This is a genomic window from Streptomyces sp. NBC_00210 (genome assembly GCF_045160975.1).
Classification (GTDB): domain Bacteria; phylum Actinomycetota; class Actinomycetes; order Streptomycetales; family Streptomycetaceae; genus Streptomyces.
In genome coordinates this window covers 7,237,421-7,259,928 of the sequence record NZ_CP108120.1, presented here as the reverse complement: position 1 = coordinate 7,259,928, position 22,508 = coordinate 7,237,421, and the positions used below count along the sequence as shown (strand labels likewise).

Sequence of the window (22,508 nt, the reverse complement as noted above, 5' to 3'; positions counted from 1 at the left end):
GTTTGCTAGTCGCGGGCCGCGGTCAGGTGTTCCGCGTGTTCCTGGAGTGAACGGACGCCCACATCACCGCGGTTGAGCGCGTCGATGCCCTGGACGGCCGCGGCGAGCGCCTGCACCGTGGTCAGGCACGGTACGGAGCGGGCCACCGCCGCCGTACGGATCTCGTAGCCGTCGAGGCGGCCACCCGTTCCGTACGGGGTGTTGACGATGAGATCCACATCGCCGTCGTGGATCAGCTGGACGATGGTCCGCTCACCGTTCGGGCCCTGGCCCTCGCTCTGCTTGCGCACGATCGTGGCGTTGATGCCGTTGCGCTTGAGCACCTCGGCCGTGCCGGACGTGGCGAGCAGCTCGAAGCCGTGCGCGACCAGCTCGCGCGCCGGGAAGATCATCGAGCGCTTGTCGCGGTTGGCGACGGAGATGAACGCCCGGCCCTTGGTGGGCAGCGGGCCGTAGGCACCCGCCTGCGACTTGGCGTACGCCGTCCCGAAGACCGAGTCGATGCCCATGACCTCGCCGGTGGAGCGCATCTCCGGGCCGAGCACGGTGTCCACACCGCGACCGTGGATGTCGCGGAAGCGCGACCACGGCATCACGGCCTCCTTGACGGAGATCGGCGCGTCCATCGGGAGCGTGCCGCCGTCGCCGTTCGCCGGCAGCAGGCCCTCGGTGCGCAGCTCGGCGATGGTCGCGCCCAGCGAAATGCGGGCGGCGGCCTTCGCGAGCGGCACGGCGGTCGCCTTCGAGGTGAAGGGGACGGTCCGCGAGGCACGCGGGTTGGCCTCGAGGACGTACAGGATGTCGCCCGCCAGCGCGAACTGGATGTTGATCAGTCCGCGGACGCCCACGCCCTTCGCGATGGCCTCCGTCGAGGCCCGCAGCCGCTTGATGTCGAAGCCGCCGAGGGTGATCGGGGGCAGCGCGCACGCCGAGTCGCCGGAGTGGATACCGGCCTCCTCGATGTGCTCCATGACGCCGCCGAGGTAGAGCTCGGTGCCGTCGTACAGGGCGTCCACGTCGATCTCGATCGCGTCGTCGAGGAAGCGGTCGACCAGGACCGGCCGGGTGGGGCTGATCTCGGTGGACTCGGCGATGTACGCCTCAAGACGCGCCTCGTCGTACACGATCTCCATGCCGCGCCCGCCGAGCACGTAGGAGGGGCGTACGAGGACGGGGTAGCCGATCTCGTCGGCGATGGCCTTGGCCCCGGCGAAGGTGGTCGCGGTGCCGTGCTTGGGGGCCGGGAGACCGGCGTCGGCGAGCACCTGGCCGAAGGCGCCGCGGTCCTCGGCGGAGTGGATGGCCTCGGGCGAGGTGCCGACGATCGGCACGCCGTTGTCCTTGAGCGCCTGCGCGAGACCCAGCGGGGTCTGGCCGCCGAGCTGGACGATGACGCCGGCGATGGGCCCGGCCAGCGACTCGACGTGCACGATCTCCAGTACGTCCTCCAGCGTGAGCGGCTCGAAGTAGAGCCGGTCGGAGGTGTCGTAGTCGGTGGAGACGGTCTCGGGGTTGCAGTTGACCATCACGGTCTCGTAGCCCGCGTCGCTCAGCGCGAAGGAGGCGTGGACACAGGAGTAGTCGAACTCGATGCCCTGGCCGATGCGGTTCGGGCCGGAGCCGAGAATGATCACGGCCGGCTTCTCGCGCGGCGCGACCTCGCTCTCCTCGTCGTACGAGGAGTAGAAGTACGGGGTCTTGGCGGCGAATTCGGCGGCGCAGGTGTCGACCGTCTTGTAGACCGGGCGGATGCCCAGCGCATGCCGCACCTCGCGTACGACGTCCTCGCGCAGCCCGCGGATCTCGGCGATCTGGGCGTCGGAGAAACCGTGGCGCTTGGCGTCCGAGAGCAGCTCGGGGTCGAGCTTCTCGGCGGCGGCGAGCTCGTCCGCGTGCTCCTTGATCAGGAAGAGCTGGTCCACGAACCACGGGTCGATCTTGGTCGCCTCGAAGACCTCCTCGGGAGTGGCGCCCGCGCGGATGGCCTGCATGACGGTGTTGATCCGGCCGTCGGTGGGGACCTTGGCGGTCTCCAGCAGCCCCGCCTTGTCGCCGGGCTCTGAGGTGAAGGAGAACTGGCTGCCCTTCTTCTCCAGCGAGCGCAGCGCCTTGTTCAGCGCCTCGGTGAAGTTCCGGCCGATCGCCATGGCCTCGCCCACCGACTTCATGGTGGTGGTGAGGGTGGCGTCGGCGGAGGGGAACTTCTCGAAGGCGAACCGCGGCACCTTGACCACGACGTAGTCGAGCGTGGGCTCGAAGGACGCCGGGGTCTTCTCGGTGATGTCGTTGGGGATCTCGTCGAGGGTGTAGCCGACGGCGAGCCTGGCGGCGATCTTCGCGATCGGGAAGCCGGTCGCCTTCGACGCGAGCGCCGAGGAGCGCGAGACGCGCGGGTTCATCTCGATGACGATGATCCGGCCGTCGTCGGGGTTGACGGCGAACTGGATGTTGCAGCCGCCCGTGTCCACGCCGACCTCGCGGATGATCGCGATGCCGACGTCACGCAGCCGCTGGTACTCACGGTCGGTCAGCGTCATCGCCGGGGCGACGGTGATCGAGTCGCCGGTGTGCACGCCCATCGGGTCGAAGTTCTCGATGGAGCAGACGACCACGACGTTGTCGTGCTTGTCGCGCATCAGCTCCAGCTCGTACTCCTTCCAGCCGAGGATGGACTCCTCGAGGAGCACCTCGGTGGTCGGCGAGAGCGTGAGGCCCTGGCCGGCGATGCGGCGCAGCTCGTCCTCGTTGTGCGCGAAGCCGGAGCCGGCGCCGCCCATCGTGAACGAGGGCCGTACGACCACGGGGTAGCCGCCGAGCTCGTCGACGCCCCCCAGGACGTCGTCCATGGAGTGGCAGATGACGGAGCGGGCGGACTCGCCGTGACCGATCTTGGCGTTGACGGCCTCGACGACGCCCTTGAACAGGTCGCGGTCCTCGCCCTTGTTGATCGCCTCGACATTGGCGCCGATGAGCTCGACACCGTACTTGTCCAGCACACCCTGCTCGTGCATGGAGATCGCGGTGTTGAGCGCGGTCTGGCCGCCGAGGGTGGGCAGCAGCGCGTCGGGGCGCTCCTTGGCGATGATCTTCTCGACGAACTCCGGGGTGATCGGCTCGACGTAGGTGGCGTCGGCGATCTCCGGGTCGGTCATGATCGTCGCCGGGTTGGAGTTCACCAGGATGACGCGCAGACCCTCGGACTTGAGGACCCGGCAGGCCTGGGTGCCGGAGTAGTCGAACTCGGCTGCCTGGCCGATGACGATCGGGCCGGAGCCGATGACCAGGACGGACTGGATATCGGAGCGCTTAGGCACGCTGGCCCTCCATCAGGGTTACGAAGCGGTCGAAGAGGTACGCGGCGTCGTGCGGGCCCGCGGCCGCCTCGGGGTGGTACTGGACGCTGAAGGCCGGCTGGTCGAGCAGCTGAAGGCCCTCGACCACGTTGTCGTTGAGGCAGACGTGGGAGACCTCGGCGCGGCCGTAAGGGGTGTCGGAAACCTTGTCGAGCGGCGCGTCGACGGCGAATCCGTGGTTGTGCGCGGTGACCTCGACCTTGCCGGTGGAGCGGTCCTGCACGGGCTGGTTGATGCCGCGGTGGCCGTACTTCAGCTTGTACGTGCCGAAGCCGAGCGAGCGGCCGAGCAGCTGGTTGCCGAAGCAGATGCCGAAGAGTGGCGTCCTGCGCTCGAGAACGCCCTTGACGACGGTCAGGTCGGCGGTGGCGGGGTCGCCGGGACCGTTGGAGAGGAAGACGCCGTCGGGGTTGACCGCGTACACCTCGTCGACCGTGGCGGTGGCGGGCAGGACGTGCACCTCGATGCCGCGCTCGGCCATCCGGTGCGGGGTCATACCCTTGATGCCGAGGTCTATTGCGGCCACGGTGAACTTCTTCGCACCGATCGCGGGCACGACGTACGCCTCGGTGGTGGCGACCTCGGCGGACAGGTTCGCGCCCTTCATCTGGGGGGCTTCCTGCACCCGGGCGAGCAGGGTCGCCTCGTCGGCGAGAGCCTCGCCGGAGAAGATGCCGACGCGCATCGCGCCGCGCTCGCGCAGGTGCCTCGTCAGCGCGCGGGTGTCGATGCCGCTGATACCGACGACGCCCTGGGCGACGAGTTCGTCGTCGAGCGTGCGCTGCGAGCGCCAGTTGGACGGGACGCGGGCGGGGTCCCGTACGACGTACCCGGCGACCCAGATCTTCTTGGACTCGTCGTCCTCGTCGTTGACGCCGGTGTTGCCGATGTGCGGGGCGGTCATCACGACGACCTGGCGGTGGTACGACGGGTCGGTGAGCGTCTCCTGGTAGCCGGTCATGCCGGTGTTGAACACCGCCTCGCCGAAGGTCTCCCCCACGGCCCCGTAGGCGCGGCCGCGGAAGGTGCGGCCGTCCTCCAGGACGAGTACGGCGGGAGCTTTGGCGGCTCCCCGAGTGGAGGTCGTCATCGTGCGGTGCCTTCCGTCGTGTTGATCATGCTGTTGATGGTGTCGACCCAGGCGGCCTGTTCGGCCGCCTGGTCGGAGCGGAAGCCGGAGTCGATCAGCCTTTCGCCGTGCGCCCAGGTGACGATCAGGAGCCCGCCCTCGGTGAGGACCTTGCCTGCGATGCCCTTGTCCAGCCTGGCCTCGCGCAGGGCCGCCTTCGGGACGAAGAAGTCGTTCGCCCCGGGGCGTACGACCTCAAGACCCGCGTCCGTGAGGCTGAGCTCGACCCGGCTCCGCACGCCCAGGCCGTGGGCCACGATCCGGTCCAGCCACTGCCCCGCGGTCGTGGAGCCGTGGTAGCGGCCGGTCAGCTTCAGTGTCGGCTCGCCCGGCGACTCGGGCACGGTGTGCAGCTCGGGGAGGTCGGACTGGAGGCTGCCGCGCCACTTCCATCCCTGGCGCATCAGCCAGTAGACGAAGGCGACGAAGAGCAGCAGTCCGACCACCCAGCCGATGCGGCCGGACCAGTTGGTCACCTCCGCCGACTTCTCCTCGGCGGCCAGGATGATGAGAGTTGTCACGCGAGCTTCCCGTCGACGACCGTGGCACGGCCCCGCAGGAAGGTGTGGGTGACGCGACCCGGCAGCTCACGGCCCTCGTAGGGGGTGTTGCGGCTGCGGGATGCGAAGCCCGCGGGGTCCACGAGTCCACGGTATGCCGGATCGACGAGCGTGAGGTTTGCGGGCTCACCTGCCGAGACGGGGCGGCCGTGGCCCTCGAGGCGGCCGATCTGCGCCGGGCGGAAGGACATCCGGTCCGCGACGCCCGCCCAGTCGATCAGGCCGGTGTCGACCATCGTCTGCTGGACGACGGAGAGCGCGGTCTCCAGACCCACCATGCCCATGGCGGCCGCGGCCCACTCGCAGTCCTTGTCCTCGTGCGGGTGCGGGGCGTGGTCGGTGGCGACGCAGTCGATGGTGCCGTCGGCAAGGGCCTCACGCAGGGCCAGCACGTCGGCCTCGGTGCGTAGCGGCGGGTTGACCTTGTAGACGGGGTTGTACGTACGCACAAGCTCGTCGGTGAGGAGCAGGTGGTGCGGGGTCACCTCGGCGGTGACGTTCCAGCCCTTGGACTTGGCCCAGCGGACGATCTCGACCGAGCCCGCGGTGGAGAGGTGGCAGATGTGGACGCGGGAGCCGACGTGGGCGGCGAGGAGGACGTCGCGGGCGATGATCGACTCCTCGGCGACGGCCGGCCAGCCGCCCAGGCCCAGCTCGGCGGAGACGACGCCCTCGTTCATCTGGGCGCCCGCGGTGAGGCGGGGCTCCTGGGCGTGCTGGGCGACGACGCCGTCGAAGGCCTTCACATACTCCAGGGCGCGGCGCATGATCACGGCGTCGTCGACGCACTTGCCGTCGTCGGAAAAGACCTTCACACCGGCGGCGGAGTCGTGCATCGCACCGAGCTCGGCGAGCTGCTTGCCCTCCAGGCCGACGGTGACGGCGCCGACGGGCTGCACGTCGCAGTAGCCGGACTCCTTGCCGAGGCGGTAGACCTGCTCGACGACACCGGCGGTGTCGGCGACCGGGAAGGTGTTGGCCATGGCGTGCACGGCGGTGAAGCCGCCGACGGCAGCCGCCTTGGTGCCGGTGAGGACGGTCTCGGAGTCCTCGCGGCCCGGCTCACGGAGGTGGGTGTGCAGGTCGACCAGGCCGGGGAGGAGGATCTGGCCCTCGGCCTCGATCACCGTCGCGCCCTCGGCGGGAAGGCCCGTACCCACCTGGGCGATGGTCTCGCCGTCGATCAGGACGTCCTGGACCTCGCCGCCCAGCACCTTCGCACCACGGATCAGGATCTTGCTCATCGTTACTTGGTCTCCTCGGTACGGGTGTGGCTGACGGCGGGCTCATTGCCGCCCAGAAGCAGGTACAGGACGGCCATGCGGGTCGAGACGCCGTTGGCGACCTGCTCGACGGCCGTGCAACGGTCGGAGTCGGCGACCTGGGCGGTGATCTCCATGCCGCGGTTCATCGGTCCCGGGTGCATGACGATGGCGTGTTCGGGCATCCGGGCCATGCGGTCACCGTCCAGGCCGTAGCGGCGCGAGTACTCACGCTCGGTCGGGAAGAAGGCGGCGTTCATCCGCTCGCGCTGCACGCGCAGCATCATCACCGCGTCGGACTTCGGCAGCACCTCGTCGAGGTCGTACGACACCTCGCACGGCCAGTGCTCGACGCCGATCGGCACCAGTGTCGGCGGGGCGACCAGGGTGACCTCGGCGCCGAGGGTGTTCAGCAGCAGGACATTGGAGCGGGCCACCCGGCTGTGCAGGATGTCGCCGACGATGGTGATCCGGCGGCCGTCCAGACCGCGCCCTATGCCGGCGTCGGCCCCGACCAGCCTGCGGCGCATGGTGAAGGCGTCGAGCAGCGCCTGGGTGGGGTGCTCGTGGGTCCCGTCGCCAGCGTTGACGACCGCCCCGTCGATCCAGCCGGAGGTGGCGAGCCGGTAGGGGGCTCCGGAGGCGCCGTGCCGGATGACGACGGCGTCCGCGCCCATCGCCTCCAGGGTCAGCGCGGTGTCCTTCAGCGACTCGCCCTTGGAGACCGACGACCCCTTGGCTGAGAAGTTGATGACATCCGCGGAGAGCCGCTTGGCGGCGGCCTCGAAGGAGATCCGGGTCCGCGTCGAGTCCTCGAAGAAGAGGTTGACGACGGTGCGGCCGCGCAGGGTCGGCAGTTTCTTGATCGGCCGGTCGGCGACCCGGGCCATCTCCTCGGCGGTGTCGAGGATCAGCACGGCGTCGTCGCGGGTGAGGTCGGCGGCCGAGATGAGGTGGCGCTTCATCTGGGTGTTCTCCAGGTCTGTGGAGGTCGGGGGTCCGGGGCCCGCGGCGTCGGCCGCTGGTGTGGCAGCTCCCGGAAGGCCCGGCAGGCATGCGGACGGGCAGGCTCGGTCGTACGGCGGATCACCGGTCGTACGAGGGGTGTTGCTACTGCTCGCCCGCCGGGGCGGTCTCTCGCAGACCGAGCAGCACGGTGTCGCGACCGTCCTCCTCGGCGAGCTGGACCTTGACCGTCTCCCGCAGCGACGTGGGGAGGTTCTTGCCGACATAGTCGGCGCGGATCGGGAGTTCACGGTGGCCGCGGTCGACGAGGACCGCGAGCTGCACGGCGCGGGGCCGGCCGATGTCGCCGAGCGCGTCGAGCGCGGCGCGGATCGTGCGGCCTGAGAAGAGCACGTCGTCGACCAGGACGACCAGCCGGCCGTCGACGCCGTCACCGGGGATCTCGGTGCGGCCCAGCGCGCGGGGAGCCCGCATGCGCAGGTCGTCGCGGTACATGGTGATGTCGAGCGAGCCGACCGGGATCTTGCGGCTGGTGATCTCTTCGAGCTTGTCGGCCAGCCGGCGGGCGAGGAAGACTCCGCGGGTCGGAATGCCGAGAAGCACCACGTCGTCGGCGCCCTTGGCGCGTTCGACGATCTCGTGGGCGATGCGGGTCAGAACCCGCGCGATGTCGGGCGCCTCCAGAACGGGGCGTGCCACATCAGGGCTGTGCTGTGCGTCCATATGAAACGGACCTCCTTCTCCGCCTCACGGGACGGACCTTAAAGGACGTCTAAATTGCGCCACCTACGGTACCAGGGCCGGGCCGGGGCGCCGGTCGCGGCCCTGACAACAGACCGGTCGGACCATTTCGGCTTGACGCATCCAAGTAACGCTGCGTAACCTCACAGTGAGTTACCAACCGCGCGGCGGAGCCGCACGTTGTCCCAGCGTCCGGGGAGCTATATGTCCAGCGAATACGCAAAACAGCTCGGGGCCAAGCTCCGCGCCATCCGCACCCAGCAGGGGCTTTCCCTCCACGGCGTCGAAGAGAAGTCCCAGGGCCGCTGGAAGGCCGTCGTGGTCGGCTCGTACGAGCGTGGCGACCGCGCGGTGACCGTGCAGCGCCTCGCCGAGCTTGCGGACTTCTACGGCGTCCCGGTGCAGGAACTGCTTCCTGGCACCACGCCGGGCGGGGCCGCCGAGCCGCCGCCGAAGCTCGTCCTCGACCTGGAGCGGCTTGCCCATGTGCCGCAGGAGAAGGCGGGCCCGCTGCAGCGTTATGCCGCCACGATCCAGTCCCAGCGCGGCGACTACAACGGCAAGGTGCTGTCGATCCGCCAGGACGACCTGCGCACGCTTGCCGTGATCTACGACCAGTCGCCTTCGGTCCTGACCGAGCAGCTCATCAGCTGGGGCGTGCTGGACGCGGACGCGCGGCGCGCGGTGACCCACGAAGAGGGCTGACACCACTCCAGGAGAAACGTCACGTCGGAGGGCGGACCCGCTATGTGCGGGTCCGCCCTCCGATGCGTTGGTGAGCCCCTGAGGGCTTCGTCCCCATAACCCCTGTGTGCTCAAACGCCGGACGGACTGAAGGTCAGTCCGCCCGGCGATCGAGGGCAAAAAGGCTTCGGGGCGGAGCCCCGACGGCCGCTAGTCGCGGCGCAGGCTCGGCTTGAGGTCCTTGAAGCGGCCGAGCAGGCCGTTCACGAACGACGGGGACTCGTCGGTGGAGAACTCCTTGGCGAGCTGCACCGCCTCGTCGATCACCACCGCGTCGGGGGTCTCGTCGACCCACACGAGTTCGTACGCACCGAGCCGGATGATGTTGCGGTCGACGACCGGCATCCGGTCCAGGGTCCAGCCGACCGCATAGGTGGCGATGAGGTCGTCGATCCGGTCCGCGTACTGCGCGTACCCCTCGACGAGCTCCATCGTGTACTCGCCGACCGGCGGCTGCCGGTCGTCGGTCCGTGAGTGCCGTACCCAGTCCGCGAGGACCGTCTGCACGGACGCCCCGCGCTGGTCGGCCTCGAAGAGGATCTGGAAGGCACGCTTACGGGCCTTGTTCCGGGCAGCCACGGTTAGCTGTTCACCCGGCCGAGGTACTCGCCGGAGCGGGTGTCGACCTTGATCTTCTCACCGGTGGTGATGAAGAGCGGGACACCGATCTCGAAGCCGGTCTCCAGCGTGGCGGGCTTGGTGCCACCCGTGGAGCGGTCGCCCTGGACACCGGGGTCGGTGTGCTGGATGGTCAGCTCGACGGCGGCGGGCAGCTCGACGTAGAGCACCTCGCCCTCGTGCTGAGCGACGCTGGCGGTGAAGCCCTCGATCAGGAAGTTGGCGGCGTTGCCCACGGCCTTGCGGTCGATGTGCAGCTGGTCGTACGTCTGCATGTCCATGAAGACGAAGTACTCGCCGTCCATGTACGAGAACTGCATGTCGCGGCGGTCAACGGTGGCCGTCTCGACCTTCACGCCGGCGTTGAACGTCTTGTCGACGACCTTGCCGGAGAGCACGTTCTTGAGCTTGGTGCGCACAAAGGCGGGGCCCTTGCCGGGCTTGACGTGCTGGAACTCGACGACGGACCAGAGCTGGCCTCCGTCGAGCTTGAGCACCATGCCGTTCTTGAGGTCGTTCGTGGAAGCCACGGTTGCGGAATCTCCTGGACTGACGCTGGTGGACGACCGAGGAAGCGCGCTGCAGCGGAGCTAGAGCGCGAGCAGCTCCTTGGTCGTGATGGTGAGTAGCTCGGGTCCGCCGTCCGCCTCCTGGCGCACGACGAGCGTGTCATCGATCCGGACCCCGCCCCGTCCCGGGATGTGGACCCCCGGTTCGACGGTGACCGGCACGCAAGCGTCCAGTTTACCCATGGCCGCAGGCGCCAGCTGCGGGTCCTCGTCGATTTCGAGCCCGACGCCGTGCCCGGTGAGCGGTGCGAGGCCCTCACCATGGCCCGCCGCGTCCAGGACCTGGCGGGCCGCACGGTCCACGTCGCGATACGCGGCGCCCGGTGCGAGGGACTGGCGGCCGGCCCGCTGAGCGGCGAAGACAAGGTCGTACAGCTCGATCTGCCAGTCCGCGGGAGTCGTGCCGATGACGAACGTACGCCCGATCTCGCACCGGTAGCCGCGGTAGTTCGCGCCGACGCAGACCGAGAGGAAGTCACCCTCCTCGACGCGGCGGTCGGTGGGACGGTGCCCGCCGCGGCCCGAGTTGGGCCCGGTGGCCACCGAGGTCGCGAAGGCAGGTCCGTCGGCCCCGTGGTCGACGAGCCGCCGCTCCAGCTCCAGGGCGAGATGCCGCTCCGTGCGGCCCACCAGAATCGACTCCAGCAGCTCGCCGAGGGCCTGGTCGGTGATCTCGGCCGCGATCCGCAGGCAGGCGATCTCCTCCTCGTCCTTGACGATCCGCTGCTGCTCCACGGCGAGACCGAGGTCGGCGAGGCGCAGCAGGGGCGCGACCGAGCCGATCGCCCGGTGCCTGGCGACCGTCAGATGGTGCTCCTCGACGGCGAGCGACTCCACGCCTGCGGTGCGCGCCACCTCGACGGCCGCGACCGCGGGATCACCGGCCGAGGTGGACAGCACGGTCAGCCGCAGCTGTTCGTCCAGGCGGCCGTCCGCGGGATCGCCGGTGGGCGTACGGGGGCAGAGCAGGATGTCTTCGCCGGAGCCGAGCAGCAGGACGGCGCCGTGCGGCGCGCCGCCGGCGAGATAGCGCACATTGGCGGGACGGGAGATCAGGACTCCGGCGCTGCCGGTCGCTGCGCACCGGTCGCGCAGTCGGCTGCGGCGGACCCCAAACACCTCTGACATGTTCCGAGCCTACGAGCGCAGGCGCGGCCCGGCCCGGTCAGCGCGTCCGACCGGGGGTGGGCCCGCGGGCTACCAGTTCGGCGGGCTGGCGATGGACCGGGCCAGCACCTCGTCCAGGACGCGTGCCGTGGTCTCCACGTCGTACTTCGAGTTGTCGATGATGGGCAGTCCCGATCCGTACCAGCCGGCCATCCGGCCGTGGATGCTGGCGACTTCCTCGTCCGAGAGACGGCGGTTGCCGCTCCGCTCGGCGTTGCGCTCCAGCACGATCTCAAGGCCCGGGAGCAGGACGACGGGCAGCAGTCCGGGGCCGACATGTCGCTTCCAGCCGCCGAGGCCGACGACCGGGCGGTCGGGGAAGACGGCGTCGTCGAGGATGCAGGAGATGCCGTTGGCCAGGAAGTTGCGGGCGGCGAAGCCGCAGGTGCGGCGGGCCAGGCGGTACTGGGCCTCGGAGTGGTCGTTCCAGCCGGACTGGGGGTCGGCGAAGCCGGAGCAGACCCATTCGCGTACGTCGTCGAGGCTGATGTGCGCGGTGGGGACGCGGCGGCCGGCGGCCCAGTGTCTGGCCACGGTGGTCTTGCCCGCACCGGCCGGGCCGATCAGCAGGACGGCGAGGGTGGCCGCGCCGGTGCCGCTGTCGGCCGGTGGCGTGGGGGTCCCCCCAGGCGAAGCTATGGGGGAGGGTATGGGAACCGGTCCGCCGGGCGGCAGCGGGATGTGCCCCGTCGTTTCGCGGGAGGGCGGCTGCGCGGAGGCGTGCCGGGGGGAGGGATCGGTCCAGCCGGGGGCGGGGTGCCCGCCACGGGGCTGCGGCGGTCCGGCGGGCGGCTGGCCCTGCGGGTGCGGAGGTCCGGCGGGCGGGCGGCCCTGCGGAGGCCCCGAGGGGTGCGGGCCACCGGGCTGCGGGCCCTGGGGCGGCGGCGGTCCGGCGGGCGGACCAGGCGGGGGTCCGGCGGGAGCCGCGGGGTGCGGAGGGCCGGCAGGAGCCGCGGGATGCGGCGGTCCGGCGGGCGGTCGGCCTTGCGGGTGCGACGGGCCGGCAGGCGGCTGAGGCGGTGGTGGGCCCCCGGGTGCTCCCGGCGGCGGCCCGGGGTGCTGGGCGCTGTGTGTCCATCCGGTCTGTCCGTGCCCCGGTCCCTGGGGCGGCGGCAGCGGAGCCCCCACTGCGTGCTGCATCCGGTGCCACTCCGATTCGTACGACTGACGCTGGTCAGGCGGCTGTTCGGCCGCCGTGCTACCGAACGGTACCTCCCCCGGCCGCCACTTGGGGAACGGCCGGGGACGGTCCAAAGTGCCCTGTCAGGCAGTCAATTCTTCGGCCAGGGCGTGCAGCGCGAGTCGGTACGAGCCGATGCCGAAGCCCGCAATCGTGCCGCTGGCAATCGCCGCGACGACCGATGTGTGCCGAAATGCCTCTCGTGCGTACGGATTCGAGATGTGCACCTCGATCAGCGGCGCGGTCCGCTGGGCGGCCGCATCACGCATCCCGTACGAATAGTGCGTGAAGGCACCGGGGTTGAGAACGACCGGAATTGAGCCGTCCGCGGCCTCGTGCAGCCAGCGGATCATCTCGCCCTCGTCGTTCGTCTCCCGTACGTCGACGTCGAAGCCCAGCTCCTTGCCGAGCGCCTGGCACGCCTCCACCAGACCGGCGTAGGAGGTCGCGCCGTAGACGTCGGGCTCCCGGGAGCCGAGCCGCCCCAGGTTGGGGCCGTTGAGGACCAGTACCTGACGGGTCATGCGGACACCTCTCCGAACGCGGCCAGCAGGACGGCCGGATCCGGGCCCTCGAGCACGGTCGGCTTGGCGAGTCCGTCGAGCACGATGAACCGGAGCAGATTGCCGCGCGACTTCTTGTCGACCTTCATGGTCTCCAGAAGCTTGGGCCACTGGTCGCCGCGGTAGGTGAGCGGCAGTCCGACCGACTCGAGGACCGAACGGTGCCGGTCGGCGGTCGCGTCGTCCAACCGCCCCGCGAGACGGCCGAGTTCGGCGGCGAAGACCATGCCGACCGAGACCGCCGCGCCATGACGCCACTTGTAGCGCTCGTTCTTCTCGATCGCGTGGGCGAGGGTGTGGCCGTAGTTGAGGATCTCGCGAAGTCCGGATTCCTTCAGGTCGTTGGAGACGACCTCCGCCTTGACCCGGATGGAGCGCTCGATCAGCTCGGCCGTGTGCGGCCCGGCCGGTGTGCGAGCGCCCTCGGGGTCCGCCTCGACCAGGTCGAGGATGGCCGGGTCGGCGATGAAGCCCGCCTTGATGATCTCGGCCATGCCACTGACGTAGTCGTGGACGGGGAGCGAGTCCAGCGCGCTGAGGTCGCACAGCACCCCGGCCGGCGGGTGGAAGGCCCCGACGAGGTTCTTGCCCTCGGCGGTGTTGATACCCGTCTTGCCGCCGACGGCCGCGTCGACCATGGCGAGCACCGTGGTCGGCACGGCGATCCAGCGCACTCCGCGCAGCCAGGTCGCGGCGACGAACCCGGCCAGGTCGGTGGTGGCCCCGCCACCGACCCCGACGATGACATCGCTGCGGGTGAAGCCGGTCTGGCCGAGCGCCTTCCAGCAGTACGCAGCGACCTCGACGGTCTTGGCCTCCTCGGCGTTGGGCACCTGGATGGCCACGGCCTCGTACCCCTGGTCGGCGAGGTCCTGGCGGACCGCCTCGCCGGTCTCGGCAAGCGCCTCGGGGTGGATCACTGCGACGCGCCCCCTACCTCCGGCGGGGGGACCCCCAGCACGGCCGATGAGCCCCGGCAGCTCGCCGAGGAGCTGTCGGCCGACCAGTACCTCGTACGGTTCGGAGCCTTCCGTACCGCCGACCTGGATACGGGTCACAGCCTGGTCCGTCATGCCTGCTTCTCCAGCTTGAGGGCGTCGAGGATCGCTTGGGCGACCTCTTCGGGGGTGCGGTCGTCGGTGGCCACCACAGCGCGGGCCACCTCCGTGTACAGCGGGCGGCGTGCGTCCATCAGCTCGCGCCACTGGCGCCGCGGATTGACGGCGAGCAGCGGCCGCGCCTGGTTGAGGCCGACCCGCCTGACCGCCTCCTCCACGTCCAGCGAGAGATAGGCGACGGGCAGCCCGGTCAGCAGCTTTCGGGTCGAGTCGTCGAGGATCGCGCCACCGCCGAGGGCGAGCACGCCCCGGTGCTCGGCGACCGCGTCCTGTACGGCCTGCCGCTCGAGCTCACGGAAGTACGGCTCGCCCTCGTCGACGAAGATGTCCGAGATCTCCCGACCCTGGGCCGCGACGATGTCGGCGTCGGTGTCCCGGTAGGGCACGCCGAGCCGCTGCGCGAGCAGCTCGCCCACGGTGGACTTGCCCGAGCCCATGGGCCCGACCAAGACGATCAGCGGGACGTTCACCGGATGTGGAGGTTGTCGAGGTACGACTGGACGTTGCGCCGGGTCTCGGTCACGCTGTCGCCGCCGAACTTCTCCCCGACCGCGTCCGCCAGCACCAGCGCGACCATCGCCTCCGCGACGATCCCTGCCGCCGGCACCGCGCACACGTCCGAGCGCTGGTGGTGAGCCTGAGCCACTTCGCCCGTGGCCACATCCACCGTGGCCAGAGCACGCGGCACCGTCGCGATCGGCTTCATCGCCGCCCGTACGCGCAGCAGCTCACCCGTCGACATACCGCCCTCGGTGCCGCCGGAACGGCCCGACGCGCGCCGGATGCCGTCCTCGCCCGGCACGATCTCGTCGTGCGCCTTCGAACCCGGCACCCGCGCCAGCTCGAACCCGTCCCCGACCTCGACACCCTTGATCGCCTGGATGCCCATCAGGGCGGCGGCGAGTCGCGCGTCGAGACGACGGTCCCAGTGCACATGAGAGCCCAGCCCCACCGGTACTCCGTACGCGAGGACCTCCACCACACCGCCCAGGGTGTCGCCGTCCTTGTGCGCCTGGTCGATCTCCGCGACCATCGCCTTCGACGCGTCCGCGTCAAGGCAGCGCACCGGATCCGCGTCCAGCTGCTCGACATCAGCAGGGGTCGGGTACACGCCGTACGGAGCCTTCGCCGACGCCAGCTCGATGACGTGGGAGACGATCTCGATCCCGGCGGTCTCCTTCAGGTACGAGCGGGCCACCGCGCCGAGTGCGACGCGCGCCGCCGTCTCGCGGGCGCTCGCCCGCTCCAGGATCGGCCGGGCCTCGTCCAGCGCGTACTTCTGCATGCCTGCCAGGTCCGCATGCCCGGGACGCGGCCGGGTCAGCGGCGCGTTACGCGCCAGCTGAGCGAGCTCGTCGGGATCGACCGGGTCCGCGGCCATGACCTTGTCCCACTTCGGCCACTCCGTGTTGCCCACCATGACCGCAACCGGCGAGCCCATCGTCAGTCCGTGCCGCACCCCGCCCAGGAAGGTGACCTCGTCGCGCTCGAACTTCATCCGTGCGCCGCGCCCATAGCCCAGGCGCCGCCGGGCCAGGTGGTCCGCCACCATCTCCGTGGTGATGGGCACACCGGCGGGAAGACCCTCCAGCGTCGCCACCAGTGCGGGTCCGTGCGACTCCCCCGCCGTCAGCCAACGCAACCTGCTCAACGGTGCTCCTCCTGCTCGCGCCTGGAACTGCGACGGCGCGACCGGGTGCGCGGCCCTGGCCCGCCACTCCCGATCCTCCCACGTCCGTGGCCGTGACCCGGTCTGCGGTCCAGCAACCGGACGCCCGCGCGGTCAGTCCCCGTCGCCGTCGGGACGCCTCGGTGGCGCGTACGAACCGAGATAGTCGGCACCGCGGCCCTGTCCGTACTGCGGTTCGTTGCGATCCAGGGATCCTAACGGGCGGCGAGCGCCTGCTCCCCGGCGGCCCGCATGGCCGCCAGCGGGGCGGGTGCGCGGCCCGTCATCTGCTCGACCTGGAGTACGGCCTGGTGAACGAGGAGATCGAGGCCGCCGACGACGGCTGCGCCCCGTGCCGACCACGCGGCGGCCAACGCCGTCGGCCACGGCTCGTACAGCACGTCGAAGAGCGTCCCCGGCCGCTCGGGCACCTCGGCCGCGAGGTCGTCCGTGGCGCCTGCCGGGGTGGTGGCGATGACCAGTGGCGCCCGCAGCGCCAGGTCCGCCTCGGCCCAGTCGGCGATATGCACCTCGACGCCGAGCCGCTTGCCCCAACCGCGCATTTCGTCGGCCCTGGCCGCACTGCGGACATACGCGGTGACCGGTCCCGTACAGATCCGCGAAAGCGCGGCGAGCGCGGACGAAGCCGTCGCTCCGGCGCCCAGCACGGCGGCCGAGTCGACCTTGTCGACTCCTCGCTCGCGCAGCGCGGCGATCATGCCGGGGATATCGGTGTTGTCGCCGATGCGGCGGCCGTCATCGGTGAAGACGACGGTGTTGACGGCCTCCACCGAGGCCGCGGTGTCGCTGATGCCGTCGAGCAGCGGCAGGATCGCGCGCTTGAGCGGCATGGTCAGCGAAAGACCGGCCCAGGAGCCGTCGAGCCCGTCCAGAAATCCGGGCAGCGCGGCCTCGTCCACCTCGAACCGGTCGTACGACCAGTGAGCGAGGCCGAGTTCCGCGTAAGCCGCGCGGTGCAGCACCGGGGAGAGCGAGTGGGCGATCGGCGATCCAAGAACCGCCGCCCGCCGCGTCGGAGTGCTCACTGGCCGTTCTTCTCCTGCTGTGCTTCGTACTTCTTGCGGTTGAGCTCGTGCTCCTCGTTGGTGACCGCGAAGACCGTCTTGTCCTCGGTGACCGACACGAAGTAGTACCACGGGCCGGGCGTGGGCTTCAGAGCCGAGTTGAAGGCGACCTGGCCCGGGTTCCCGATCGGTCCGGGCGGCAGCCCCTTGATGGCGTACGTGTTGTACGGATCCTTGATCTTCCGCAGATTGTCGACGGCGCCGAGATCCAGCTTGCTGTCGCTCTTGATGTAGTTGATCGTCGAGTCGAACTCCAGCCGCCCGACCGTCTCGGCGTTGTTCGGCTTGAGCCGGTTGTAGACGACCCGCGAGACCTTTTCGAAGTCGTGTTTGTACTTGCCCTCGGCCTGCACGAGGCTGGCGACGGTGAGCACCTGGAGCGGCGACTTCAGGCCCAGCCTGGCGGCCTCGGCCTTGAGGTCCGTCTTGCCGAACTCCTCGTTGGCGCGGGCCACCATCTTCGCCAGGACGGCCTCGGGCTTCATGCCCTTGGCGACGGGATAACTCGCCGGGAACAGGAAGCCTTCGAGCGGATCCTTGATGTCCGGGTTGTCATCAGCCCAGGACGGCAGGCCGAGCTTCTTGGCGTTTGCCTCGGCGGCGGCCTTGGTGGTGCCGGCCTTGACCTCGAGGCGCTTGTCGATCTGTTCGTAGACCCAGAGGTTGCGTTTGCCCTCGGGAATGATCAGGTTGTTGCGGCTGACCGGGTCGAGCATCAACGCGAAGGCGCTCGCTCCGGACATCTGCTTCTTCAGGAGGTAGACGCCCGCCTGTACCGACTTACCTTTGGGGTCGTTGTTTGCCGCCGCGACGAAGGCACCCGCGCTCTTGACGACGCCTGCTTCCTTGAGGATGGCACCGATCTCGCTCAGACCCGCACCTTTGGGGATCTCGACCTGCGCCGAGCCGGATCCCTTGCCCGTGTAGTCCTCGGGCGCACCGAACTGGCCCTGCCAGAACTGGTAGCCGAAGTAGCCGGCGCCGCCCAGGCCGCCCGTAAGGACGAGAGCGACGACCAGGCAGGCGCAGCCGTTCCTGCTCTTCTTCTTGGTCTTGCCGCGGCGCTCACGGCCGCCGCCCCGGCGCGACTCTTGCGGGTCGTCGTCGTACTCGCTGTCGTCGTCACGGCCGTCGTCGCCGGTGAAGAAGGGGTGGGTCTCCTCCTGCTGCGCCTCGGCCTCCCAGTCGGACTCCGGCTCCGGCGCGCGCCTGCCGGGGGGCTGCGGCGGCGGATAGGCCTCCGGCGTGGCGTAGTAGTCGGCTTCCTGCCGGCTGCCGTAGCCGGGCTGCTGGCCGCCGTAGGGATCGGCGGGATTCGCTCCGTACGGCATGGCGGCGTGCTGGCCCGTGTCCCAGCCGCCGTTGTACTGCTGCTGGGGGTATTGCTGCTGGGGGTATTGCTGCGGCTGCTGGGGATACTGCTGTGGCTGCTGGGCGTACTGCTGCTGATCGTTGTACTGCTGCTGGTACGGATCCTGGGTGCCGTACTGCTGCGGCTGCTGCGGGTACTGCTGCTGCGGCTGGCCGCCGTACGGACTCTGGCCGGCTGCGGCCTGCTGTCCTTCCCATCCCTGGTCCCCGTACAAAGGGTCCTCGGGATGCCACGGTTCGGAGCCGGGGCCCCGGCCATACTCAGTCATCGATCCCCTAGGGCCGCGAGGCAGGTATCGCACGGTCCCGCCTCTTTGCTGTGCGGCAGCTGTTCGAACATCGCCGCATCGCGCGGAACGTTACCGTATCGCGATCAGACAACCTGTTAGACGCCCTCACCCGGTGCCTCCCCAGACGCCCGTTCGGACTCCAGAGCGTTCTGGAGGATCACCACAGCGGCAGCCTGGTCGATGACGGAACGGCCCTTTTTGGACTTAACCCCCGAGGCACGCAGCCCCTGGCTGGCCGTCACTGTGGTCATCCTCTCGTCGACCAGTCGGACCGGCGTGGGGGCGATATTGCGGGCGAACTCCTGGGCGAAACCCCGGATCTTCACCGCGGCCGGGCCCTCCCCGCCGCTGAGCGAGCGGGGCAGGCCGACCACGACCTCGATCGGTTCGTACTCCTCGACGAGCTGCTTCAGCCGCCGGTGGGCGGCCGGGACATCGCGTCCCGGCACGGTCTCCACCGGAGTGGCGAGGACCCCGTCGGGGTCGCACGAGGCGACCCCGATACGGGCGTCCCCGACATCGAGCGCGAGGCGACGGCCCCTGCGCATCAGGCACCTTCCTGACTGTTCGCTTCTCCGACCGCGCAGCGCAGAGGTGCGGCCATCGTCGCTGCCTGCGGCCCGGCGGCTGCGCGGTCGTCGCTCACGAGATCTCGGTGATGAGACGCTCGACGGCGGCCACCGCGTCACCGATGGCGTCCGGATTCTGGCCGCCGCCCTGGGCGACGTCCGGCTTGCCGCCACCGCCGCCGCCGAGGGTCTTGGCTGCGGTACGGACCAGGTCACCGGCCTTGAGACCGCGCTCGCGGGCGGCCTCGTTGGTGGCGATGACGGTCAGCGGGCGGCCGCCCGCGACGGTGAACAGGGCCACGACGGCCGGGCGGTCACCCGCCCCCGACGATTGATTCAGCCGGCCGCGTACGTCGAGCACCAGCTTGCGCAGGTCGTCGGCGGAGGTGCCGTCCGGCACCTGACCGGTGACCAGCGCCACGCCCCGTACGTCCTTGGCGCCCGAGGCGAGACCGGCGGCGGCGGCGAGCACCTTCTCCGCACGGAACTTCTCGATCTCCTTCTCGGCGTCCTTCAGCTTGGCGAGCATGCCCGAGATCTTCTCGGGAAGCTCCTCGGGACGGCCCTTGACCAGCTCCTGGAGCTGGGCGACGACCGTGTGCTCCCTGGCGAGGAAGTTGTAGGCGTCGACGCCGACGAGGGCTTCGATACGGCGCACACCGGAGCCGATCGAGGACTCGCCCAGCAGCTTCACCAGACCCAGCTGGGCGGTGTTGTGGACGTGCGTGCCGCCGCACAGCTCCTTGGAGAAGTCGCCGATGGTGACAACGCGCACCCGCTCGCCGTACTTCTCGCCGAACTCGGCGATGGCGCCCTGCTTCTTGGCCTCGTCGATGCTCATGATCTCGGCCTGGACGTCGAGTTCACGGGCGAGGACTGCGTTGATCTTCTGCTCGACGTCGGTGAGGACCGTGCCGGGGACGGCGGCGGGCGAGCCGAAGTCGAAGCGGAACCGGCCGGGCGAGTTCTCCGAACCGGCCTGGGCGGCGGTCGGGCCGAGGGCGTCACGCAGCGCTTGGTGCGTGAGGTGCGTGGCGCTGTGGGCGCGGGCGATGGCGCGGCGGCGCGTGATGTCGATGGCGGCGTAGGCGGATGCCCCGACCGTCACCTCACCGACCTGCACCGAGCCCTTGTGCACGGAGACGCCGGGGACCGGCTGCTGCACGTCCCGGACCTGGATGACGGCGCCTGTGTCGAGCTTGATGCGTCCCTGGTCGGCGAGCTGGCCGCCGCCCTCGGCGTAGAAGGGGGTGCGGTCGAGTACGACCTCGACCTCGTCGCCCTCGGTGGCGGCGGGCGACGGGACTCCGTCGACCAGCAGACCGACGACGGTCGCCTCGCCCTCGGTGAAGTTGTAACCGGTGAACTGCGTGGAGCCGGCGCTGTCGGCGACCTCGCGGTAGGCGGACAGGTCGGCGTGACCGGTCTTCTTGGCCCTGGCGTCGGCCTTGGCCTGGTCCCGCTGCTGCTTCATCAGGCGGCGGAAACCGTCCTCGTCCACGGAAAGGCCCTGCTCGGCGGCCATCTCCAGGGTGAGGTCGATCGGGAAGCCCCAGGTGTCGTGGAGCAGGAATGCCTTGTCGCCGGCGAGGACGGTGCCGCCGCTGGCCTTGGCCTCGGTGATGGCGGTGTCGAGGATGTTGGTGCCGCCCTTGAGGGCCTTGAGGAAGGCGGCCTCCTCGGCGAGGGCGACGCTCTCGATCCGCTTGCGGTCGGTGATGAGCTCCGGGTACTGCTGGCCCATCGTCTTGATCACGACGTCGATGAGGTCGGCGACGACCGGTCCGGTGGCGCCCATCAGCCGCATGTTGCGAATGGCGCGGCGCATGATGCGGCGCAGCACATAGCCGCGGCCCTCGTTGCCGGGGGTGACGCCGTCGCCGATGAGCATCACGGAGGTACGGATGTGGTCGGCGACCACGCGCAGCGAGACATCGGTGTCGTGCTTGTCGCCGTAGCGCACGCCCGTCAGCTCGGTGGCCTTGTCCATGACGACGCGCAGGGTGTCGGTCTCGTACATGTTCTGTACGCCCTGCAGGATCATGGCGAGGCGCTCGAGGCCGAGACCGGTGTCGATGTTCTTGGAGGGCAGGTCGCCGAGGATCGGGAAGTCCTCCTTGCCCTCGCCGGCGCCGCGCTCGTACTGCATGAAGACCAGGTTCCAGATCTCCACGTAGCGCTCGTCGTTGACGGCCGGGCCGCCCTCGACGCCGAACTCCGGGCCCCGGTCGTAGTTGATCTCCGAGCAGGGGCCACAGGGGCCGGGGACGCCCATGGACCAGAAGTTGTCCTTCTTGCCCAGGCGCTGGATGCGCTCGGCCGGGACGCCGATCTTGTCGCGCCAGATCGACTCGGCCTCGTCGTCGTCGAGGTAGACGGTGATCCACAGGCGCTCGGGGTCGAGACCGTAACCGCCGTCCTCCACAGAGCTGGTGAGCAGCTCCCAGGCGAAGGCGATGGCCCCTTCCTTGAAGTAGTCCCCGAAGGAGAAGTTGCCGCACATCTGGAAGAACGTGCCGTGCCGGGTGGTCTTGCCGACCTCTTCGATGTCCGGCGTACGCACGCACTTCTGCACGCTGGTGGCGCGCGGGGCGGGCGGCTTGGCCTCACCCAGGAAGTACGGCTTGAAGGGGACCATGCCCGCGTTGACCAGCAGCAGAGTCGGGTCGTCCGCGATGAGCGACGCCGAAGGGACGACGGTGTGCCCGCGCTCCTCGAAGAAGCTCAGCCAGCGGCGGCGAATTTCAGCCGACTCCATCAGTGGTCCTCATTCCGGTTGTTCGAGTTGTAGGAGTGCTTGTTGTCGGACGGCTTGGCGTGGTCGATCGCAGCCATGCGTCGCTGCCTCGGCAGTTCGGCCCCGCGCGATGCCTCCAGGCCGAGCGCTTCGCCCAGTTCGGCCTCGCGCTGGACCATGCCGGCCCTGACGTCGAGTGCGAAGTCCTTGAGCCGGTGGCCCGCGTCGATCGCCTTGTTCGCGGCTTGCGCGGCGAGGCTCTCGGGGGTCAGCTGCCTGAGCTTGCGGTTGACCTTGGTGGTGGCCCAGACGCCGGCTGCGGCGCCTGCGGTGAACCAGAACGTACGGCGGAACATCGCGCCTAGCCTTTCCCCTTCTTACGCCGGGCGGCCGGCACCGTGCGGCCGACGATCACCGCTCGACGGCTCTCCGCGGCGGGCATGTCGTCGCTCTTGCGGCTCAGGGCCCGGCGTACGCCGTACCCGAACGCGGCGACCTTGACCAGCGGGCCGCCGAAGGTCGAGGCGACCGTCGTGGAGAGCGCGGAGGCGTTGGCGGTGACCTCCTGGACGTCCGTCGCGATGGCGTCGACCCGGTCGAGCTGGGTCTGTGCGGTGCGCAACGTCGCGGAGGCGTCGGCGAGCAACGGCACTGCCTGCTCGGTCACGTCCGCCACGAGTTTGGTAGTCGCCCGGAGCGTCTGGGCCAGCCTCACCAGCACCACTGCAAGGAAGGAGACCAGGATCGCCCAGAAGACGGCCACCAGGATCCCGGCAACCTCTCCACCGGTCACGCTGCACCGCTCTCTGCTCGTCGA

At 70.0% G+C, this 22,508-nt stretch carries 21 protein-coding genes; 1 reads left to right on the top strand and 20 read right to left on the bottom strand.

Annotated elements, in window-relative coordinates; translation table 11 throughout:
- Positions 1–5: 5 nt before the first annotated feature.
- The 6 genes from carB to pyrR form a co-directional block, all read right to left on the bottom strand.
- On the bottom strand, positions 6–3,314 hold the full coding sequence (gene carB, locus OG729_RS32945; protein WP_405809555.1) for a carbamoyl-phosphate synthase large subunit: 3,309 nt from the start codon (positions 3,312–3,314) through the stop codon (positions 6–8).
- Positions 3,307–4,443, bottom strand: coding sequence for a glutamine-hydrolyzing carbamoyl-phosphate synthase small subunit (carA, locus tag OG729_RS32940; protein ID WP_360882242.1), 1,137 nt, complete (start codon positions 4,441–4,443; stop codon positions 3,307–3,309). The genes carB and carA overlap by 8 nt, the downstream gene beginning before the upstream one ends.
- Positions 4,440–5,003: a hypothetical protein gene (locus tag OG729_RS32935; protein ID WP_360882245.1), complete on the bottom strand. Its 564-nt coding sequence runs from the start codon at positions 5,001–5,003 to the stop codon at positions 4,440–4,442. Before OG729_RS32935 ends, carA begins: the two co-directional genes overlap by 4 nt.
- On the bottom strand, positions 5,000–6,286 hold the full coding sequence (locus OG729_RS32930; RefSeq protein WP_405809553.1) for a dihydroorotase: 1,287 nt from the start codon (positions 6,284–6,286) through the stop codon (positions 5,000–5,002). The genes OG729_RS32935 and OG729_RS32930 overlap by 4 nt, the downstream gene beginning before the upstream one ends.
- A 2-nt stretch (positions 6,287–6,288) precedes the next feature.
- Positions 6,289–7,269, bottom strand: a complete 981-nt coding sequence (locus OG729_RS32925) for an aspartate carbamoyltransferase catalytic subunit (protein WP_360882249.1) — start codon at positions 7,267–7,269, stop codon at positions 6,289–6,291.
- 145 nt (positions 7,270–7,414) lie between these two features.
- On the bottom strand, positions 7,415–7,993 hold the full coding sequence (pyrR, locus tag OG729_RS32920) for a bifunctional pyr operon transcriptional regulator/uracil phosphoribosyltransferase PyrR (RefSeq protein ID WP_360882251.1): 579 nt from the start codon (positions 7,991–7,993) through the stop codon (positions 7,415–7,417).
- Positions 7,994–8,215: 222 nt separating this feature from the next.
- Between pyrR and bldD the strand changes: the two genes are divergently transcribed.
- The gene (bldD, locus tag OG729_RS32915; protein WP_266489365.1) at positions 8,216–8,716 is read left to right on the top strand and encodes a transcriptional regulator BldD; all 501 of its coding nucleotides are present in this window, start codon (positions 8,216–8,218) and stop codon (positions 8,714–8,716) included.
- A 189-nt stretch (positions 8,717–8,905) separates the two neighbouring features.
- Here the strand turns inward: bldD and nusB are convergent, their stop codons facing one another.
- The 14 genes from nusB to OG729_RS32845 all read right to left on the bottom strand — a co-directional run bounded on the left by nusB (position 8,906) and on the right by OG729_RS32845 (position 22,484).
- Positions 8,906–9,334 carry a transcription antitermination factor NusB gene (nusB, locus tag OG729_RS32910; RefSeq protein WP_355836572.1) on the bottom strand — a complete coding sequence of 143 codons (429 nt, stop codon included), beginning with the start codon at positions 9,332–9,334 and terminating at the stop codon, positions 8,906–8,908.
- Between the two features lie 2 nt (positions 9,335–9,336).
- On the bottom strand, positions 9,337–9,903 hold the full coding sequence (gene efp / locus OG729_RS32905; protein WP_360882253.1) for an elongation factor P: 567 nt from the start codon (positions 9,901–9,903) through the stop codon (positions 9,337–9,339).
- Between the two features lie 60 nt (positions 9,904–9,963).
- Complete coding sequence (locus OG729_RS32900; RefSeq protein ID WP_360882255.1) at positions 9,964–11,070, bottom strand: aminopeptidase P family protein; 1,107 nt, start codon at positions 11,068–11,070, stop codon at positions 9,964–9,966.
- 69 nt (positions 11,071–11,139) lie between these two features.
- On the bottom strand, positions 11,140–12,249 hold the full coding sequence (locus tag OG729_RS32895) for an AAA family ATPase (RefSeq protein WP_405809552.1): 1,110 nt from the start codon (positions 12,247–12,249) through the stop codon (positions 11,140–11,142).
- A gap of 123 nt (positions 12,250–12,372) precedes the next feature.
- Complete coding sequence (gene aroQ, locus OG729_RS32890) at positions 12,373–12,813, bottom strand: type II 3-dehydroquinate dehydratase (RefSeq protein ID WP_405809550.1); 441 nt, start codon at positions 12,811–12,813, stop codon at positions 12,373–12,375.
- Positions 12,810–13,925 carry a 3-dehydroquinate synthase gene (aroB, locus tag OG729_RS32885; protein ID WP_360882261.1) on the bottom strand — a complete coding sequence of 372 codons (1,116 nt, stop codon included), beginning with the start codon at positions 13,923–13,925 and terminating at the stop codon, positions 12,810–12,812. The genes aroQ and aroB overlap by 4 nt, the downstream gene beginning before the upstream one ends.
- Positions 13,922–14,440 (bottom strand): shikimate kinase, encoded by a 519-nt coding sequence (locus tag OG729_RS32880; protein ID WP_360882263.1) that lies wholly within the window; start codon positions 14,438–14,440, stop codon positions 13,922–13,924. Before OG729_RS32880 ends, aroB begins: the two co-directional genes overlap by 4 nt.
- Positions 14,437–15,621, bottom strand: a complete 1,185-nt coding sequence (gene aroC / locus OG729_RS32875) for a chorismate synthase (RefSeq protein WP_405809549.1) — start codon at positions 15,619–15,621, stop codon at positions 14,437–14,439. Before aroC ends, OG729_RS32880 begins: the two co-directional genes overlap by 4 nt.
- A 233-nt stretch (positions 15,622–15,854) precedes the next feature.
- A complete protein-coding gene (locus OG729_RS32870; RefSeq protein ID WP_405809547.1) occupies positions 15,855–16,685 on the bottom strand; it encodes a shikimate dehydrogenase in 831 nt (276 codons plus the stop codon).
- Positions 16,682–18,364 (bottom strand): endolytic transglycosylase MltG, encoded by a 1,683-nt coding sequence (gene mltG / locus OG729_RS32865; protein WP_405809546.1) that lies wholly within the window; start codon positions 18,362–18,364, stop codon positions 16,682–16,684. The genes OG729_RS32870 and mltG overlap by 4 nt, the downstream gene beginning before the upstream one ends.
- 116 nt (positions 18,365–18,480) lie before the next feature.
- Positions 18,481–18,933: a Holliday junction resolvase RuvX gene (gene ruvX / locus OG729_RS32860; RefSeq protein WP_360882271.1), complete on the bottom strand. Its 453-nt coding sequence runs from the start codon at positions 18,931–18,933 to the stop codon at positions 18,481–18,483.
- Between the two features lie 94 nt (positions 18,934–19,027).
- Positions 19,028–21,712 (bottom strand): alanine--tRNA ligase, encoded by a 2,685-nt coding sequence (gene alaS, locus OG729_RS32855; protein WP_360882273.1) that lies wholly within the window; start codon positions 21,710–21,712, stop codon positions 19,028–19,030.
- Complete coding sequence (locus tag OG729_RS32850; RefSeq protein WP_405809545.1) at positions 21,712–22,047, bottom strand: DUF6167 family protein; 336 nt, start codon at positions 22,045–22,047, stop codon at positions 21,712–21,714. The genes alaS and OG729_RS32850 overlap by 1 nt, the downstream gene beginning before the upstream one ends.
- Before the next feature lie 5 nt (positions 22,048–22,052).
- Positions 22,053–22,484: a DUF948 domain-containing protein gene (locus OG729_RS32845; protein WP_360882277.1), complete on the bottom strand. Its 432-nt coding sequence runs from the start codon at positions 22,482–22,484 to the stop codon at positions 22,053–22,055.
- Positions 22,485–22,508: the final 24 nt, after the last annotated feature.